General features: G+C 63.4%; 16 protein-coding genes. 7 read left to right on the forward strand and 9 right to left on the reverse strand.

Annotated features, from left to right (window positions below; all coding sequences use genetic code 11):
• Nucleotides 1–120: 120 nt before the first annotated feature.
• Nucleotides 121–2,838 (forward strand): TonB-dependent receptor, encoded by a 2,718-nt coding sequence (locus tag E9536_RS23745; RefSeq protein WP_136470913.1) that lies wholly within the window; start codon nucleotides 121–123, stop codon nucleotides 2,836–2,838.
• Nucleotides 2,839–2,917: 79 nt separating this feature from the next.
• On the opposite strand, the gene E9536_RS23750 is transcribed toward E9536_RS23745, so the two are convergent.
• Nucleotides 2,918–3,652, reverse strand: a complete 735-nt coding sequence (locus tag E9536_RS23750; protein WP_027792779.1) for an ABC transporter substrate-binding protein — start codon at nucleotides 3,650–3,652, stop codon at nucleotides 2,918–2,920.
• A 401-nt stretch (nucleotides 3,653–4,053) separates the two neighbouring features.
• On the opposite strand from E9536_RS23750, the gene E9536_RS23755 reads away from it, so the two are divergent.
• A complete protein-coding gene (locus E9536_RS23755; RefSeq protein ID WP_060174426.1) occupies nucleotides 4,054–5,505 on the forward strand; it encodes a DEAD/DEAH box helicase in 1,452 nt (483 codons plus the stop codon).
• Between the two features lie 164 nt (nucleotides 5,506–5,669).
• Nucleotides 5,670–6,269, forward strand: coding sequence for a DJ-1/PfpI family protein (locus E9536_RS23760; RefSeq protein ID WP_060358054.1), 600 nt, complete (start codon nucleotides 5,670–5,672; stop codon nucleotides 6,267–6,269).
• A gap of 33 nt (nucleotides 6,270–6,302) precedes the next feature.
• Here E9536_RS23760 and E9536_RS41550 read toward each other — a convergent pair whose 3' ends face one another.
• Nucleotides 6,303–6,449 carry a hypothetical protein gene (locus tag E9536_RS41550; RefSeq protein ID WP_168799566.1) on the reverse strand — a complete coding sequence of 49 codons (147 nt, stop codon included), beginning with the start codon at nucleotides 6,447–6,449 and terminating at the stop codon, nucleotides 6,303–6,305.
• 414 nt (nucleotides 6,450–6,863) lie between these two features.
• On the opposite strand from E9536_RS41550, the gene E9536_RS23770 reads away from it, so the two are divergent.
• A complete protein-coding gene (locus tag E9536_RS23770; protein ID WP_136470915.1) occupies nucleotides 6,864–7,178 on the forward strand; it encodes a hypothetical protein in 315 nt (104 codons plus the stop codon).
• 14 nt (nucleotides 7,179–7,192) lie between these two features.
• Here E9536_RS23770 and E9536_RS23775 read toward each other — a convergent pair whose 3' ends face one another.
• Nucleotides 7,193–8,098, reverse strand: a complete 906-nt coding sequence (locus E9536_RS23775; protein WP_060174424.1) for an AraC family transcriptional regulator — start codon at nucleotides 8,096–8,098, stop codon at nucleotides 7,193–7,195.
• A 272-nt stretch (nucleotides 8,099–8,370) separates the two neighbouring features.
• Here E9536_RS23775 and E9536_RS23780 point away from each other — a divergent pair, with 272 nt between their 5' ends.
• Complete coding sequence (locus E9536_RS23780; protein ID WP_060372640.1) at nucleotides 8,371–9,318, forward strand: GlxA family transcriptional regulator; 948 nt, start codon at nucleotides 8,371–8,373, stop codon at nucleotides 9,316–9,318.
• A 92-nt stretch (nucleotides 9,319–9,410) separates the two neighbouring features.
• Here the strand turns inward: E9536_RS23780 and E9536_RS23785 are convergent, their stop codons facing one another.
• From E9536_RS23785 to E9536_RS23810, 6 genes are all read right to left on the reverse strand, one after another.
• Nucleotides 9,411–9,896: a nuclear transport factor 2 family protein gene (locus tag E9536_RS23785; RefSeq protein WP_027792772.1), complete on the reverse strand. Its 486-nt coding sequence runs from the start codon at nucleotides 9,894–9,896 to the stop codon at nucleotides 9,411–9,413.
• Nucleotides 9,897–10,020: 124 nt separating this feature from the next.
• Nucleotides 10,021–10,875 (reverse strand): DJ-1/PfpI family protein, encoded by an 855-nt coding sequence (locus E9536_RS23790; protein WP_027792771.1) that lies wholly within the window; start codon nucleotides 10,873–10,875, stop codon nucleotides 10,021–10,023.
• A 152-nt stretch (nucleotides 10,876–11,027) separates the two neighbouring features.
• Nucleotides 11,028–11,774, reverse strand: coding sequence for an SDR family oxidoreductase (locus tag E9536_RS23795; protein WP_136471010.1), 747 nt, complete (start codon nucleotides 11,772–11,774; stop codon nucleotides 11,028–11,030).
• Between the two features lie 340 nt (nucleotides 11,775–12,114).
• Nucleotides 12,115–12,960 (reverse strand): MBL fold metallo-hydrolase, encoded by an 846-nt coding sequence (locus tag E9536_RS23800; RefSeq protein ID WP_136470917.1) that lies wholly within the window; start codon nucleotides 12,958–12,960, stop codon nucleotides 12,115–12,117.
• A 29-nt stretch (nucleotides 12,961–12,989) separates the two neighbouring features.
• Entirely contained in the window at nucleotides 12,990–13,316 is a 327-nt protein-coding gene (locus tag E9536_RS23805) for a hypothetical protein (protein WP_060372575.1), read from the reverse strand.
• Between the two features lie 7 nt (nucleotides 13,317–13,323).
• Nucleotides 13,324–13,866, reverse strand: coding sequence for a hypothetical protein (locus E9536_RS23810; RefSeq protein ID WP_060372576.1), 543 nt, complete (start codon nucleotides 13,864–13,866; stop codon nucleotides 13,324–13,326).
• Nucleotides 13,867–14,032: 166 nt separating this feature from the next.
• Between E9536_RS23810 and E9536_RS23815 the strand changes: the two genes are divergently transcribed.
• Together E9536_RS23815 and E9536_RS23820 are read left to right on the forward strand one after the other, a co-directional pair.
• Entirely contained in the window at nucleotides 14,033–14,986 is a 954-nt protein-coding gene (locus tag E9536_RS23815) for a LysR substrate-binding domain-containing protein (RefSeq protein ID WP_060372577.1), read from the forward strand.
• 607 nt (nucleotides 14,987–15,593) lie between these two features.
• The gene (locus tag E9536_RS23820; RefSeq protein WP_060084689.1) at nucleotides 15,594–16,685 is read left to right on the forward strand and encodes a triacylglycerol lipase; all 1,092 of its coding nucleotides are present in this window, start codon (nucleotides 15,594–15,596) and stop codon (nucleotides 16,683–16,685) included.
• Nucleotides 16,686–16,720 lie beyond the last annotated feature (35 nt).

A 16,720-nucleotide genomic window follows, 5' to 3' on the forward strand; every position in this document is an offset into this window, starting at 1 on the left:
AGTGGCAGACACCTCGTCGAGCCGGAACGATCTGCATTTCGAACATGAATTCGGATCTCTAAACAGATGCCGTTTCAAGAATACGCACGGCCAGGCCGGCGATTGTGGGCGGGAAAAAAGATGAAGCAAAGCGTGGTGAGGGGGATTGCCGCAGCGTTGTTCTGCGCGTCCACGACGGTACCGGGAGCGCCCGCATGGGCGCAGTCGCAGCCGGCACCCGGCGCGACGACGTCGACAGTGGCCGTGCCCGCGGCGCCGGCGTTGCCGGCATCGGGCGCGCACGACGCGCTGACGGTCAAGCGTTTCGAAGTGACGGGGTCGTTGATCCGCAGCGCGGACAAGGTCGGCTTCAACCAGGTCCAGACGATCACGGCGAAGGACATCGTGAACAGCGGCCATACGACGGTCGCGGACTATCTGCGCAGCGTGACGGCCAATTCATCGAGCAGCTGGGGGGACGGCTCGACCGCGACGGCCAACTTCGCGGTCGGCGGATCGGGGATCGCGTTGCGCGGGCTGAGCGAAAAATACACGCTGGTACTCATCGATGGCCAGCGCGCCGCGCCGTATGCGTACGCGGCCAACGGCACCGATCAGTTCTTCGACCTGAACACGCTGCCGCTCAACATCATCGACCGGATCGAGATCGTCAAGACGGGTGCGGTGTCGCAGTACGGCTCCGATGCCGTCGCCGGCGTCGTGAACATCATCACGAAGAAGAACTATCGGGGCCTGGAGCTGACCGGCAGCTACGGCGGTGCGACGAACGGCGGCGGCGGCGCGGGCACGACCCGGTTCGGCTTGCTGGGCGGCTTCGGCGACATCAACGCGGATCGCTTCAACGTGACGGCGGCGCTCAGCTACTACAAGAACAACGGCGTGCTCGCTTCCGACCGGAACATGACGGAGAACCAGAATTTCTCGAACTATCCCGGCGGCCTGTCCAACCAGTCGACGTCGTACTGGGCGAGGGCGAACGGCAACGTGCCGCTCGACCCCTGTGCGTATGGCGGCAAGGTCGCACCCGGCAACGCGAATTCTCAATCGTTCGGCGCAGGCGGCACGATCTGCCAGCGCAACACGGCAGGCGCGTCGTCGCTCTCGCCGTGGACCGAGCGCCTGAGCGCGAAGCTGCACGGCGAGTTCAGGATCGACGACGCGATGCAGGCGTTCGCCGATCTGTGGGAGAGCAACAACACGACGGTCGCGAACCGGGGCGTCGGCCGCCTGACGACCAGCACGCAGACCTACGATCCGGCGACGGGCAGCGTTGCGCTGGTATCGAACGTCGTGCCGGCCGGTAATCCCTACAATCCGTTCGGCGTGCCGACGCAGTTGCGCTATGCGTTTCCGGCGTCGCAGTCGGTGCATGTCAGTTCGAATTACTGGCGCGCCGCGACGGGCGTGAAGGGAACGTTCGCGGTGCCGTCCGCGGGCGACTGGGACTGGAGCGCGTCGTATGCGCATTCGCAGGACACGGTCTCGCAGAACTATTCGAACCAGATGAGCGCCAGCGCGCTGACGAACATCATCCGGAACGGCACGTTCGATTTCTCCAATCCGTCCGCGACGCCGAACGGACTGAACGGCCTTTACCAGAGCACGTCGAACCAGGCGATCACGAAGCTCGACGTGCTCGATGCGACGCTGTCGAGCCCGAACCTGTTCAGGCTGCCGACGGGCAACGTGGGCCTCGGGCTCGGCGCGCAGTTCATGCATCAGAGCCAGTACATCGGCACGGGAGCGGGCTGGGCGAGCGGCCAGCTGACGTCGCCGTCGATCCAGTCCGTCGACGGCGAGCGCAATGTCGCGGCCGTCTACTATCAGCTCGACATTCCGCTGCTGAAGACACTGACGTTCAGCCAGTCGGGCCGCTACGATCACTACAGCGACTTCGGCGGCGCGTTTTCGCCGCGGTTCGCGCTGCGTTTTCAGCCGGTGCGGGAACTCACGTTGTACGGTTCGTACAATCGCGGCTTCCGTGCGCCGACGCTGATCGAGAACACGTCGTCGCGGACGTTCGGCTCGCAGGGCGTGGTGGACGCGCGAGATCCGAACAATCCGGGTTCGTACAACATCGTCGAGGAAATTCGCGCGGGCAATCGCGGCCTGCAGCCCGAGCGCACGAAGAACTATAACGTCGGCTTCCAGTTTTCGCCGACACGTACGACCGATATCGGTTTCGACTGGTACAAGATTCACATCGACAACGTGATCGGCACGGACGACGTGCAGGTCGTGGTCAATCAGAACGATCCGTCGCAGGTGGTTCGCAATGCCAACGGCAGCATCGCCTATGTCACGCTGCCGTATCGCAATCTGTCGTCGCTGGACACCGACGGCTTCGAGGCCACGTTCCGCCAGACGGTCGCGACGAAAATCGGTACCTTCACGTTGTCCGGCGATTGGGCGTATATGTGGCACTTCAAGATGCCGGTTGGCGGCGTGGAAAGGGATTACGCCGGCAACAACGGCGCACTTCACCAGCCGTTCGGCGGCAGCTCGCCGCGCTGGAAAGGGAACACCGACCTGAGCTGGAACCATCACCAGTGGAACGCGACCCTGAGCTGGCTCTATGTCGGCCCGTACGCGCAGGCCATTCTCGCGCCGGGCACGTACCCCGGCATGGCGGATGGCGTTGCGTCGTACAGCCAGTTCAACCTGATGATCGGCTACACGGGATTCAAGCACTGGACGCTGTACGCGGGGATCGACAACCTCTTCAATCGCAAGCCGCCGTTCGATCCGGTATGGATGGCGGGGCCGACCGGCTACGATTCGTCGCTCTATACGTATGTCGGGCGATTTGCGCAGGTGGGGGCGACGTACCGGTTCTGAGGGCCGTCGCCTTTGCCTTTGAATGGCAACGGCGGACGGTCACGCGCCGCGCGGCGGCTTGCTGCCGAGCCGCTTTCGATCAACCCGGCGGCGCGACGGATGCGCCGGTGATGCCATGCCGTCGCAGCGCATCCGCGACGAAGCCCGACGCCTTCATTTCCTCGACGAACGCATTCAGCGCCGCGGCGGCGGCTTCGCCGCGACTCTTCGGCACGCCCATTGCCTGCCGGATCACCATGAACCGTTCGTCGAGCAGGCGCAGGCCGGGCGTTTTCGCCGCATCGGCCTCGAGCTGCTGCTTCACGCCCGCCGCGACTTCCAGCTGTTGGTCGACGAAGGTCTGCACGACGGCTTGCGACGACGGTGCACGCACGATCTGCGCGGCCTTCAGCTCGCGTGTGAGGAACAGGTCGTACGCGCTGCCCTTGCCGACGGTCACGCGGTTGTGCGGCTGGTCGACGTCCGCGTTCGTGCGGATCGGCGACGCGTCGCGCACGAGATAGAACCCCTCGATCAGCACGTACGGCGCCGTGAACGCGACCGTTTCGCCGCGCAGCGGGTCGACCGCGAAGAAACCGAAATCGGCACGCTCGTCGGTCAGCGCCTGCACCGATTTGGCCGCGGTGTCGAACACCACGAGTTCCAGCTCGGCCGACAGGCGTTCGGCGAACGCGCGCGCGAGGTCGATCGACACGCCGAACGGTTCGCCGGTTTCCGGGTCGCGGTTCGCGAGGATCGGGTTGCCGAGATTGATCGACGCGCGCAGCTTGCCGGTAGGCGTGAACGCGGAGAGGACGGAGGGCGCGAGAGGCATGGGTGGCTCGTTGCGGTCGTGGGGTCAGGGTTCCGGGCGTGTCGATGCGAGTCGAAGCACGACAGTGCGCCGGCATCGAGCTTATCACCCGGCTTTCGTGACGGGGCCGCATCGAGCGTCGCGAGCCAGCGTTCGTCGCCGACCCGGAGAGAGGCGATACATCAGCCTTTCCGTCACGGCGCAGCCTGACCGTGGGCCATGAAGTCATGGAAAGGCAAATGACCGAGCGGCTGCGAGCGCGCTTTTGAAGTGGAAAAGGGGCTGGAAGCGCTTTTTGCTTTACGCCCGTGGCGGCTTCCGGTTTGCCGTGTCGTTCCACGTCGCGGGTGTCCGGCCGGGCGCGGCGGGCCTTGATCGGTCCGGCAACCGCTAGAATTGCGGTTTTAGCCCGGAATACGTCCATGTCTTTTGCCTCGCTCGGCCTGATCGATCCCTTGCTGCGTAACCTGCAGGACCTCAATTACCAGGCTCCTACGCCGGTGCAGGCCAAGGCGATTCCTGCCGTGCTCGGCGGCAAGGACGTGATGGCCGGAGCCCAGACGGGCACCGGCAAGACGGCGGGTTTCGCGCTGCCGCTGCTGCAGCGGCTGGTGCAGCACGGCCCGGCGGTGTCCAGCAACCGCGCACGCGTCCTGGTGCTGGTGCCCACGCGAGAACTGGCCGAACAGGTGCTGCAAAGCTTCATCGCTTACGGCAAGGGCCTCGACCTGCGATTCCTGGCCGCGTATGGCGGCGTGAGCATCAACCCGCAGATGATGAAGTTGCGCAAGGGCGTGGATGTGCTCGTGGCCACGCCGGGCCGGTTGCTGGATCTGAATCGCCAGAACGCGGTGCAGTTCGATCAGGTTCAAACGCTGGTGCTGGACGAAGCCGACCGCATGCTGGATCTCGGCTTCGCGCGCGAACTGAACGCCGTTTTTGCCGCGTTGCCCGCCCAGCGCCAGACGTTGCTGTTCTCGGCCACGTTTAGCGACGAGATCCGCACGATGGCGGCGAGCATTCTGCGCGGCCCGGTCAACATCAGCGTCAGCCCGCCCAACGCCACGGCCAGCAAGATCAAGCAGTGGGTGGTGCCGGTGGACAAGCGGAACAAGCCCGACCTCTTCATGCACCTCGTGGCCGAGAACAAGTGGGAGCATGCGCTGGTGTTCGTCAAGACGCGCAACGGCGTGGATTACCTGGCAGCCATGCTGGACGAAGCGGGTTATGCGGTCGACACCATCCACGGCGACAAGCCGCAACCCGCGCGCTTGCGTGCGCTGGAGCGCTTCAAGACGGGCGAAGTCCAGATGCTGGTCGCCACCGACGTGGCGGCGCGCGGGCTCGATATCGACGATCTGCCGCTGGTGATCAACGTCGATCTGCCGATCGTCGCGCAAGACTATGTGCACCGGATCGGCCGTACCGGGCGCGCGGGCGCCAGCGGTGTCGCGGTGTCCCTGGTATGTGCCGACGAAGCGCCGCAACTGGCCGCGATCGAAGCGCTGATCCGGCAAACGCTGCGCCGTGAAGAAGAGCCGGGTTTCGAGGCCGAACACCGCGTGCCGGAAACCAGCGCGACGGGTCAGATCATCAAGAAGCCCAAAAAGCCGAAGAAGCCGAAAGTGCAGCAGGCGGTGCCCGCTGCCAGACAGGTGCCCGGTAAAAAGCCGCGCCCGCAAGCGCAAGGTGGGGAAAGCAGGCACAAGCCTGCGGCGGCGCACGCAAAGCCGGCCGGTAACGAACCGGATTACACGATCGGCAGCCCGTTCAGCGTGCAGAAACCGCGCGGCAAACCGGCGGGCAAGCCGGCTGCGGGATCGCGCAAGCCGGCCGGCAAACCCGCCGGTGGCCGTGGCAAGCGGCAGCCTTGACGTGTCGGGACGAGTCACGCCGGTCATTGAACATGGCGGGCGGTTCGGGGCCCGCCGGCAGCTTCAAGGAGGTTGCATCGACGGGATGAATCCGGCGTAACGCCAGGCCATTCGCGTCGGCGATCTGGCAATATGCATCGACGGACTTCGGACACGGGCACCCCATGCACATCGCCATTCTGACCTTTCAGGGCTTCAACGAACTCGATTCCCTCATCGCACTGGGCGTGCTCAATCGCATCAAGAAGCCCGACTGGCGGGTCACGCTTTCATGCCCGGAGCATTTCGTCACGTCGATGAACGGGGTGACCGTGCAGGCGCAGTCGACATTGGCCGACGCATGCACGGCGGATGCCGTCATCGTCGGGAGCGGCATTCGAACCCGGGATGTCGTCAACGACGCGACGCTGATGGAGCAGTTGAAACTCGATCCCGCCCGGCAACTGATCGGTGCCCAGTGTTCGGGCACGCTGGTTCTGGCCAAGCTCGGCTTCCTCGACAACGTCCCGGCCTGTACGGACCTCACGACCAAACCGTGGGTAGTCGAGGCAGGCGTCGAAGTCCTCAATCAGCCGTTCTTCGCTCGAGGTAACGTCGCAACGGCAGGCGGCTGTTTTGCTTCGCAATACCTGGCCGCGTGGATCATCGCGCGCCTCGAGGGCGAGGAAGCCGCGCGCAGCGCACTTCATTACGTTGCGCCGGTCGGGGAGAAGGATGAGTACGTTTCCCGTGCGCTGTCGAACATCACGCCTTATCTGCCGTAATGCGATAAAAAATCGCACTGCGTTCATCGCGGGTCATGCGGTGTTCGCGATGGCGGCTTCTTCGGCGCCCTCGGTTCGCAACCGCATGGCGGCATCCGTGGTTTTCGTTTTCCCTTGCTTGCGGATGTCGGATACCACCGAATCGGGAAGCGTGATGGGGTCCAGATCCGCGAGGTTCAATGCACGTCATTTGCGACGATGGACGCCAACGCTCGAGCGCCGTCGTGTTGGGCCGTGTCTTCAGTGGAAAAGATGTGGTGACTGAATGCGATCAGTTTGAAGCCGGACCCCGTGGGACGAGGGACGGTGATACCCCAATGCCAGCCACCGTCCTGCTGGAACACGTGGAGGGCAGGGGGTGCCTGATTCAGTGCTGATGAAAAAGTCGTCATGGCGTGCTCTCCCGTCATGGGGCGACTGCAGGGCAACTACATCGGATGCGCGAACCCAGTCTACGGGCACTTTTGCTGCAGCGCAATATCCGGATGACGCGAACATGCCGATGTGCCGCGCGCCACAATTTTGAAATACAAATATGCAGCGTCGTCGATGGCTGGCATATTGATGTGACGATTAAGAATGTTCGGAGGCTTCATGGACCGCAGTTCGCTTGTGTGGGCGGGGGTACCGCATAGCAGCGATGGCGTCGTGTTCCAGGCTCGGGTCGGCCGCGGGCTTCAGCGCTTTCATGTTTCCCGGTTGATTCTCGAGAAGGCATGCGACCTCGAGCGACTGGCATCCGATGCGCGACAGCTCGAATGCTTTTACGAGCATCTGGCCTCGATCCTGGCAGTCGCCCGGAAGATGCGCTCGAATGCGAAAGCCGATACGGTTTCGCTGAAGGTTTCCGATTTTGCCCGAACGGGCAGCGTGCGTGCCGGGCAGGATGCCCGGGCGGGGATGCGATGAGTATCGCGGAGGCCTCAGATGTTGTCCGCGCGCCAACGACGCGGTGACACGCCGGTGACGCGCGTAAATGTTCTGGTGAAGTGGCTCTGATCCGCGAAGCCGCAGATATCCGAGATCATGTGCAGCGGCATGGATGACGTGCGCATGTACGTGATTGCGCGCTCGATGCGCTGATTGATCAGCCAGCGATGGGGCGGCAACCCGGTCGTCTGATGAAAGGCTTTGACAAAGTAGCCGCGAGACAGGCCGCACGCTTTTGCGACATCGGCAATCGAGACGTTCCCGGTCAGGTGCTCGAGAAGAAATCCTTTCGCCATTCGCTCCTGCCACGCCGTGAGCTTGCCCGTCGACTTCTCCCGCCGCTCGCTCACGCCGCCGTACTGGCGCGCGACATGCGTCTGAAAGGCGAGCGCGACGTGGTCGACGAAGAGCCGGGAGGCATGCCCGGGCTGCGCCAAAGCGGGGAGCAGGGCCTGGCCCAGGCGATGAATGATCGGGTCCACCTTGCTCAAATGCGGCGGCAGGTAAAGCTGTGGCCGCTGCCTGCCTCCGAGTTCATCGACTGTCTCCTCCAGCGTTCGGCGGGGGAGGTGAAAATGGATGCAGTCGAACGTTCCCTTCAGGTCGGAAACCCATCTGCGATCGAGGTCATGGATCGTGACGGTTCCTGCTTGATAGGGGACGAAACGAGCGACACGTCCGTCAAGCCACAATTCCTGTTCGCCGAACGCGCGCAATTGCAACACGACGAGATCGGCGTCTTCAAGTTCGTATGGCGCGGTTCGGCCAATATCTCTGCGAGATGTCTTCAGCCGACTGATGCTGACCTGTGAGTGCGGCAACGTCTGCGTGACGACGCTTTGCCTGAGGTCGGCCGGCATGAAATCAGATGATGCGTTGTCCGACTGTGCGGCAGTCATAAGTCCGCGGGAACGTGAAGAATGGGGCGGCGAAGTATATCAAAGCAAAATTTGGCTGGCGTGCGTCGTGTGTCGCCGATGTAGTGGCGGAGCGTGAATACGGCGTGACGTGGGCCGCGCTCCTGTCCCGGCCGGGTCGATGTCGGCGATTGGGCGTACGGACAATCGATCAGCGCGTAAAGGACGTTTTTCCCTCGTTTCAGGTGGAATGTCGTTATTTGAGGGTTCCGGATAAAATGAGACTTTCCGGGTTCTCAGTTAACGACTTCGTCATGCATCGAATCGGATTCTTCGTCTGCCGTGGCTACGATGTGCTCGATCTGGGTGGGCCGCTGTCGGCCTTCAATCAGGTGGCCACCGCGGCGGGCCACACGCCGTACGACCTCCAGGTCATCTCGCAGTCCGGCGGCCCGGTTCCCGGCAATACGGGCGTTTCGATCGAAACGCGGCCGATCGGACGGCGTACGTTCGACACCGTCATTTTCGTGGGCGGGGAGATCGAGCCGATGCGGGCTCCGGAGAACATCGCCGCTGCCAGGAAACTCGGCGCCCGGGCCTCACGGGTGGCAAGCGTGTGTACGGGGGCGTTTCTGCTGGCGGAAACCGGCTTGCTGGACGGCGTGAGAGCCACGACGCACTGGCTGTACGCGGCTCAGTTGCAGTCGCGCTTCCCGCGTACCCGGGTCGAAGGCGACAGTATCTATATCGAGGAGGGCCGCATCTGGACGTCGGCGGGCATCGCCTCCGGAATCGACCTGGCGCTCGGCATGATTGAACGGGATATGGGTGCGGAGATTGCGCGTGCTGTCTCCAGGTATCTGGTCGTTCCGTATCGCCGACCGGGCGGCCAGTCCCAATTCTCGGCGATGTCGCAGATGGAGCCGGAATCGGACCGGATCCGCATCGCGCTGAATTTTGCCCGGGAGCACCTGGCCGAAGCGTTGCCCGTCGAACGGCTCGCCGATGCAGCGCGATTGAGTGTGCGGCAGTTCGGACGCGCATTTCGCCGGGAAACCGGTGAAACACCTGCGAAGGCGGTCGAGCGCCTGCGAGTCGAGGCGGCGCGGCTGCGCCTGCAGAGTGGTAGCGAACCGATCGAACAGATTGCGCTGGCGGTGGGGTTCACCGATCCGGAGCGGATGCGCAGGGCCTTCATCAAACTGCATGGGCACCCGCCGCAAGCGATTCGACGCGAGAGCCGATCGAACGGCGTGCGCTGATCGGCTGCCGGCCGATCAGCGCACTGTGCATGAATGTCCGTCTAACGGACTAGTCGTGCTGCGGGCAGGTCATGATCCGATTCGCCGGATGCTCATTGGTCATTCGTCGGCAGCGGACCGTAATCGTTCCACATGTCGCGATGCAGCTTCCACGCGCCGCCCTGCTTCAGAAAGATGAGCGTCTGCTTGCCGCGGTATTTGAGCTTTCCGTCGTGGTCATGGATCTCCGTATCCGAAACCTCGGTCACGACCCGGTCGTTGCCGTAGAACTCGTAGTTGCTGAACGATACGGTGACAGGCTTCGATCCGCCATACCCTTTGGTGAGGTATTCGGTGATCGCGCGGCCCCCCGTTACCTTGTCGCCGCCGGGCGGCAAGAGTGTGCCGTCGCGGGTATAGAGGCGACCGATTGATTCGTAGTCTCCTCGCGCGAAGGCATCCGCCCATCGTGCATTCTCGGCTTTGATGGCCGCTTCGGGCGGATGTTGCGAACCACCGGCAGATGCCGGCGTTGCAAACGCGAAAAAGGTGACGCAGGCTGCTGCAAGTGCGGTAGCGAAAGTACGATTCTGTTGCATCGGGTGATTTCCGGTTATAGATCGAATTGATAGGACTGCGAAAATTGGCAGGGCGGGAAGGCAATGTCGGAGCCGGTGATCATCGAGGCCTGCAAACGGCCCGTGCACATTGCCGGCGCATGTTTCACCGAACGCCTGGAATGCGTGCGAGCCCCCTGGAGGCGCCGGGCAATTCCTTGTCGACCATCGCGACGACTTCCGGCCGCGCGTCCCTCGGATGGCCGGAGTGGAACGGCGGCGCGGGATCGTATTCGATCACGAGTTGCGTGAATTCGGCCGCCTGTCGGCCGCGCAGCTTCTCCGCCACGCGAAGCGCGAAGTCGATGCCCGCCGTCACGCCGCCGCCGCTCATGAACCGGCCGTTGTCGTCTTCCACGAAGCGGTCGGGAACGGGAATCGCGCCATATTCGGCCAGCTTGTTAACGAAGGCCCAATGGCACGCGCTTCGCTTGCCCTTGAGCACGCCCGTTGCAGCGAGCACGAGCGATCCGTTGCAGACCGACGTAACGTGCCTGGCGCTTTCCGCCAGGCGCCGAATCTGCGCCTGGTACGCGGGTCGCATCGGCGCCGTCAAATCGGACCCGCCGGGGACCAGAATCACGTCCGTCTTCTCGATGTCGGCCAGCCGCTCGGTCTTGCCGTACACGACGCCGAATTCGAGCGTCACGTTGCCGCCATCGAGGCTCGCGTAGCGGACGTTCGTATTCGGCAGCCGATGGAAGATCTCGCTGGGGCCGGCGAAGTCGAGCAACGTCCCGCCGTCGTAATTGACGATCAGGATGTTGAGCGGTTCATTCGGAGCAAGTTCGCCCTTGCTGCCGGCCTGCGCAAGAGCAGGGGTGGTGTGCGCGAGCAACGCGCTGCCGCCCAGGATGGCGCCGAGGGTGGCGGCGCCCCCCAGCTTGAGGGCATCGCGGCGCGAACGGCCCGCTCTCGTGAGCGGTGTTCCGGAAGCATTGTCTTCGCTACGGTCGGTCAAGATCGTTTCTCCTTGCACTTCGGCCCCTCTGCGAGCGCAACCAGATTGGGCCGGATTGAATGGCCGCCGCGACGAACGGCGTGGCGGACGTGAGATCGGGATGGGGATGAGCCCGCGTGATTTGCAGGGCTCAGGCATCGCGCGCCGCAGGCTTAAAGCTGCGACGCGCCGCCATCGACGACCAGTTCGGTGCCGACGACATACGACGATTCGTCGCTGGCGAGATAGAGCGCCGCGTACGCGATGTCCGTGGCGTTGCCCATGCGGCCCACCGGAATGGTTTCGGCGAATTCGGCCTTGCGGTCGCGAACCCATTCTTCGGGCATGCCCCACCTGGTGAGCAGCGGCGTGTCGATCACACCGGGCGCGATCGCGTTGAAGCGGATCTTGCGGTCGAGAAACTCGTAGGACCAGCTGCGGGCGAGCGATCGTACGGCGGCTTTCGCTGCCGCGGTCAACGAGATGCCATGCTTGCCGGTCTGCGCGACGAACGATGTATTGAGAATGAACGAGGCGCCTGGCCGCAGGTCCGGCAGCACCGCCTGAAGCGTGAACACCACGCCCTTGACGTTGATGTCCATGATCTCGCCATAGAGCGCGTCGTCGATGTCGTTGACCGCGGACGGGAACGCCCAGCCCGCGTTCGCGAATACGACATCCAGGCCGCCGAACGTCTCCTTGACCTCGGCGGCAATCGCACGCATATCGTCGAGCGAACGGACGTCGCCCTTGAGAACGAGCGCATGCTCGCCAAGCTCGGCCTTCACGCGCTCGAACACCGTCGCATCGCGGCCCGTCACCGCTACGCGGGCGCCTTCCGCAATGAACAGCTTCGCGGTTGCGAGGCCGATGCCGCTGGTACCACCGGTGATTAATGCTGACTTGTCTTTAAGCCTCATCTTCTGCTCCATTTTTACGTCGTGATTGATCGGGCCGAAGGCTTCAAACGCAATTGCGTTTGTGTGCCTTTTCCGGCTCGATCTTCCACGTGCAGTATGGAACGCGAGGCGTATGGCGCAAAGGTCGTATAACCCTCAAAAAGCGCCACTCGGTTCAAGCGGGTGAATAACGCGGCTCGGCGTTTGGCGGGGGCAATGCCCGTTCGCACGCTTCATGTGTGGTCTCGCTGGCGGCGAGTGACATGTGAAGCAGGCGTGCGCGAAGGTCGGACGCGCAGCGGTCGCGATGCGGATGTCCGCGCGATCGCAACGAGTGGCCGGTATCTGGATGCCGTCTGCTTCATTCCTCGCGCTCATAACGCAAACGGTATCCCCCATTCGTTCGCTCGATGCGTGCGAACCCGCGTTCCCCCAGATGCATGCCGGCGATCAACAGTCCCTCCGAACTGACCTGATCCAGAAGCCGTGACCGCGTAGCAGCGGCCAACGACGCATCGTGATCGAAGGCAATCGACACCTCCGGGCGCTGAATCTGGATATGCGGGAAATGAACCACGTCTCCCCACACAAGAAGCCCCTGATCGCGGGATTCAAGCACATATCCGGTGTGTCCATCGGTGTGCCCCGGTATCGGCAGTGCGTTGATGCCGGGGAGCACTTGTCCGTCGTCGAAAAGACGAAGCCGGTCGCCATAAGCATCGAACACCCGACGCGCCACCAGGAAATTTCCGCGTGCGCGTTCGCTGGCGCGACTCAGATTCCCGTCGTCCTGCCAGAACCCGACCTCGCGTCGATGCACGACCAGTTCCGCATTCGGGAACGCGATCTCTCCGGCACCGTTCACGAGCCCCCCGACATGATCGGGATGCGCGTGGGTCAGCAGGATGGTGTCGATCGCAGCGGGCTCGATACCGGCCAGCGCCAGGTTCGTCCTGAGTTGGCCGCCCCATTGCCTGAACCCGCCCGCCCCGGCGTCGATGAGCACGGTGCGGCCCGCGCCGCGTACGACGTAGCAATTGATGTGTACGGCTTCTGGCTCTTTCTGCCCGGCGTCACGTTGCATGTTCGACGCGTCGGCCGGATCGATATTCGACAGAAAGTCGAGACTCGCGGTGAGGTAGCCATCGCTGATGGCGGTAATCGTGAAATCCCCGACTTGCTGGCCGGGAAAGGTAAGCGTGGCCATCGTGCTTCTCCGGATCGGTGAATGGTGGGCTAGTTGCGGGCGTGAATGTTCGACGCGGTGTAACCAAAACACCGAATGCGCGCGGTGAGGCCGGTGCGCTGAACGATCGCACGATCCAGCGCTTCCATGAACCGGTCCATGACCGCCGACGTGCGGGGCGCCCCGGCGCGATACCGAATGTCCGCGTAGACAGGATGCCCGTGCCCGTGCAGAACCGGCTGAAAAATGACGTGGACGTTCTTGAGTTCCGCGCCGAGCACATGCGTACAGAGCTCGACGCAGTCGCGCGACAGCTCGGCAAGATTTTCGTCAGCGGGCATCCGCTGTGCATCGATCGAGAAAGTGACGTTCGGCATCGTGGGCTTACTCCTGGGCAGTTGAAAGGGCGCGTGCGCTCGTCAGTTGCTCCGTCATCGGCGCGTAAAGGTGAACGCCTTCCGCGCGTTCGTCGACAAGCAGCGTGCTGTTGCGCGGCACGACGGCGAGCCAGCGTCGTGCCGGAAACTGCTCCAGCGCGACGGCTTGCATGGCCAGCGGGTCGAGGCCCAACCGGATCAGCGGATCAGGGCCGCCGGCGCACAGCGCGAGGTGTTCGCCTTCCTCCACCGCCGGGGCCAATCCGATAGCGCCATAGAGATTGCGATGCCAGTCGGTGATGTGCTGCTGCCACTTCGCAAAATTGCCGCCGCCTTTCCGGCGATATTCGTCGCCGGTCAGGACATCGAGACCGTCGATCGTGTGAATCGCCAGATAGACGGGGCAACCGCTGCCGATCGCCTTGAACCGCTGCGACGTGTGAAACCCCGTCACCGAGATCAGGGCAGGCAGCTTTTCAAGGCTGTAGAAGTCGTTCCATTCGGCTTCGCTGTCGACGTCGGCGAAGCTGCATTCCACGGTGTAGATCATCGGATCGTCCTTTGAACAGGGTGCACTTCCGTCAGCGAGCGCTTGATGGTCAGTGCGGTAACGTAATGCTAAGCTCGCATTTGCAGCCCATAAAACGAAATAAAGTCAGCCTTCAGTGATATTTGCTCAAGCTGACGTCGAACCCACCCTGACCGGCGAGCCACGCATGCCCCGCAAGATCCCGAGCAATTCCGCGCTGCAGGCGTTCGAAGCCGCGGCCCGACACGGCAGCTTTGCCCGAGCCGCTGATGAACTCGCGCGAACCGAGGGCGCCGTCAGCCGTCAGATCGCCCGGCTGGAAGCGTTCCTGGGTGTCACGCTGTTCGAGCGGATCGGCAACCGGGTACGGCTGGCACCGAACGGTGCGCGATACGCCGTGCAGGTTCGCGAGATTCTGGACCGGCTGGAACGGGACAGCCTGTACCTGATGGGGCAACCCGTCGAAGGCGCGAGCATCGATATCGCCGCCATTCCGACCTTCGCCACGCGCTGGCTGATCCCCCGACTGAAACACTTTCAGGACCGGCATCCGAACGTCACGGTGCATATCGCCGAGCGCATGGAACCGTTCCTGCTGGCCGGGAGCGGTTTCGATGCCGCCATTCATTTCGAGCATCCGGCATGGGCGGGGATGCATCTGCATCCGCTGCTGGAGGAAGTGCTGGTGCCCGTGTGCAGTCCGGCGTTGCTGGCGGGCGCCGGGGCGAACCCGTCGCTGGATGCACTGCCACGCCTTCACCGGCGGCAGAACCCGGACGCGTGGCAGGCCTATGCGCAGGAGTCCGGCATCGTGCTGGGCAATTCGGCGGTTGGCGCGCGCTACGATCTCCATTCGATGCTGATCGAAGCGGCGCTCGCAGGCCTGGGTGTCGCGCTGGTGCCGCGTCTTTACGTCGACGCGGAGCTCGAGCAGGGGCGGCTGGTCGCACCCTGGCCGGCGGGCAGGTCCGTCACGAAAAACTTCTGCCTCGTCCTGCCCGAACCGATCGAACTGGCCCAGGGGCCGTTGCAGGCTTTCGCGACGTGGATGCTGAATGACGCCCCGGGCCTGGCACCGTACGGCAGCGCGCGACGCACACCGCGAGGCAGACGTCAGCGCGGCGCTTCCTCTCCACGTTGATTCGCCGCACGCAGGCCGCGATCGGGTGCGCCTCGCTCGACGAGACACCGCCTGCCGAATGCGCCCGTCAGTCGGGCGTATGCGCCCAACCGACTGGCCTGCAAAGCCCCAAGACCGACCGTGCTATCGGTACTGAAAACCGGTTCCACTCGTGCAATGCGGTTTTTTCCACATGATCGTTTGGTCTCCTTTGCATCTTTGATGACCATTGCTCCATGACGGCAACGCGATAAGGCACGTAGGGCGGGGCGACGTGACGGTGTAAAGACGTAACGGTTGGAATCACAAGGCGTCGAGGAAGATCGATCGATCTAGTGGTTGATGCACCCGTTGTCAACTGACTGGAGGGCCCTGTCTAACAACCTGCACAGCGTTGTTGAACGTGATTCACTTCGCGTGCTGGTGCGAAAACGTTCGTTTGTGTTCGTTTTTATTCGTTTTCCGGCGTCGGAGCACGTCGGGCCAAGCCGTCGCGCCAAGCCGTCGAATCGGTACGGCCGACATCCCGCGCGCGGGCGACGCTTCAGTGCCGGAAGCGTCCTGCATCAGCGAATTCCGCATCCTCATCCTCGAGCAACTGACATGTACGTAAAAAATGGAGAGAAAGATGAGCAGATCGATACGAGCGAAAGCAGTGGCGACCGTGGTGGCAATCGCAATGAACGCGGCCCCGGCCGCGAGTGTCGGAACCGTTCTGTCGCTGGCCGGCGCGCAGGCTGCTACCGCCGCGACGACCGCCGTTGACGACTATGCGGCGACCCGGTACCCGATCATTCTCGTGCACGGGCTGACCGGCACCGACAAGTACGGTGGCGTCGTCGAGTACTGGTATCGCATTCCGGAGGACCTGCAGGCGCACGGCGCGGCGGTATACGTTGCCAATCTGTCCGGCTTTCAGAGCGACGATGGCCCGAACGGGCGTGGCGAGCAATTGCTTGCATTCGTGAAGCAGGTGCTCGCGGCGACGGGCGCGCAGAAAGTGAATCTGATCGGCCATAGCCAGGGCGGCCTGACATCGCGTTATGTTGCGTCCGTTGCGCCGGAACTGGTCGCGTCGGTGACGACGATCAGTACGCCGCACTGGGGCTCGCAATTCGCGGACTTCGTCCAGCAACTGCTGCAGACGGACCCGACCGGCCTGTCGTCGACCGTGCTCGGCGCATTCGCGAATGCGCTCGGCACGTTGACGAGCAGCAACTTCAATACGAACCAGAATGCGATTCAGGCGTTGTCGGTGCTGACGACGGCAAAGGCCGCCGCATACAACCAGAAATTCCCGAGCGCAGGGCTCGGTGCGCCGGGCTCGTGTCAAACCGGCGCGTCAACGGAGACGGTCGGCGGCAATACGCACCTGCTTTATTCGTGGGGCGGCACGGCGATCCAGCCGACAGCGACGGTGGCCGGCGTGACAGGGGCCGTCGATACGAGCGTGAGCGGGGCCATCGATCCGGCGAACGCGCTCGATCCGTCGACGCTGGCACTCCTCGGCAGCGGCACGGTGATGATCAATCGCAGCGCCGGTCCGAACGACGGCGTCGTGTCGCAATGCAGCGCGCGGTTTGGCCAGGTGCTCGGCACGTATCACTGGAATCACACCGATGCGATCAACCAGATCCTCGGCGTGCTCGGCGCGAATGTGGAGGATCCGGTTGCGGTAATCCGCACGCACGCGAACCGCTTGAAGAATCAAGGCGTGTAATCGATGACAGGGAGCAAGCGCGGCATCGCGCGACG

The sequence above is a fragment of the Burkholderia sp. LS-044 genome (assembly GCF_004803625.1).
In the GTDB taxonomy this organism is placed as follows: domain Bacteria; phylum Pseudomonadota; class Gammaproteobacteria; order Burkholderiales; family Burkholderiaceae; genus Burkholderia; species Burkholderia cepacia.

What these genes read in the sequence shown, in the direction of transcription:
- E9536_RS23795 (WP_136471010.1), bottom strand. Translation starts at nt 11,774, where the DNA reads ATGAGGCTTAAAGACAAGTCAGCATTAATCACCGGTGGTACCAGCGGC.
- E9536_RS23745 (WP_136470913.1), top strand. Translation starts at nt 121, where the DNA reads ATGAAGCAAAGCGTGGTGAGGGGGATTGCCGCAGCGTTGTTCTGCGCG.
- E9536_RS23810 (WP_060372576.1), bottom strand. Translation starts at nt 13,866, where the DNA reads ATGATCTACACCGTGGAATGCAGCTTCGCCGACGTCGACAGCGAAGCC.
- E9536_RS23760 (WP_060358054.1), top strand. Translation starts at nt 5,670, where the DNA reads ATGCACATCGCCATTCTGACCTTTCAGGGCTTCAACGAACTCGATTCC.
- E9536_RS23800 (WP_136470917.1), bottom strand. Translation starts at nt 12,960, where the DNA reads ATGGCCACGCTTACCTTTCCCGGCCAGCAAGTCGGGGATTTCACGATT.
- E9536_RS23770 (WP_136470915.1), top strand. Translation starts at nt 6,864, where the DNA reads ATGGACCGCAGTTCGCTTGTGTGGGCGGGGGTACCGCATAGCAGCGAT.
- E9536_RS23750 (WP_027792779.1), bottom strand. Translation starts at nt 3,652, where the DNA reads ATGCCTCTCGCGCCCTCCGTCCTCTCCGCGTTCACGCCTACCGGCAAG.
- E9536_RS23805 (WP_060372575.1), bottom strand. Translation starts at nt 13,316, where the DNA reads ATGCCGAACGTCACTTTCTCGATCGATGCACAGCGGATGCCCGCTGAC.
- E9536_RS23820 (WP_060084689.1), top strand. Translation starts at nt 15,594, where the DNA reads ATGAGCAGATCGATACGAGCGAAAGCAGTGGCGACCGTGGTGGCAATC.
- E9536_RS23785 (WP_027792772.1), bottom strand. Translation starts at nt 9,896, where the DNA reads ATGCAACAGAATCGTACTTTCGCTACCGCACTTGCAGCAGCCTGCGTC.
- E9536_RS23815 (WP_060372577.1), top strand. Translation starts at nt 14,033, where the DNA reads ATGCCCCGCAAGATCCCGAGCAATTCCGCGCTGCAGGCGTTCGAAGCC.
- E9536_RS23755 (WP_060174426.1), top strand. Translation starts at nt 4,054, where the DNA reads ATGTCTTTTGCCTCGCTCGGCCTGATCGATCCCTTGCTGCGTAACCTG.
- E9536_RS23780 (WP_060372640.1), top strand. Translation starts at nt 8,371, where the DNA reads ATGCATCGAATCGGATTCTTCGTCTGCCGTGGCTACGATGTGCTCGAT.
- E9536_RS23775 (WP_060174424.1), bottom strand. Translation starts at nt 8,098, where the DNA reads ATGACTGCCGCACAGTCGGACAACGCATCATCTGATTTCATGCCGGCC.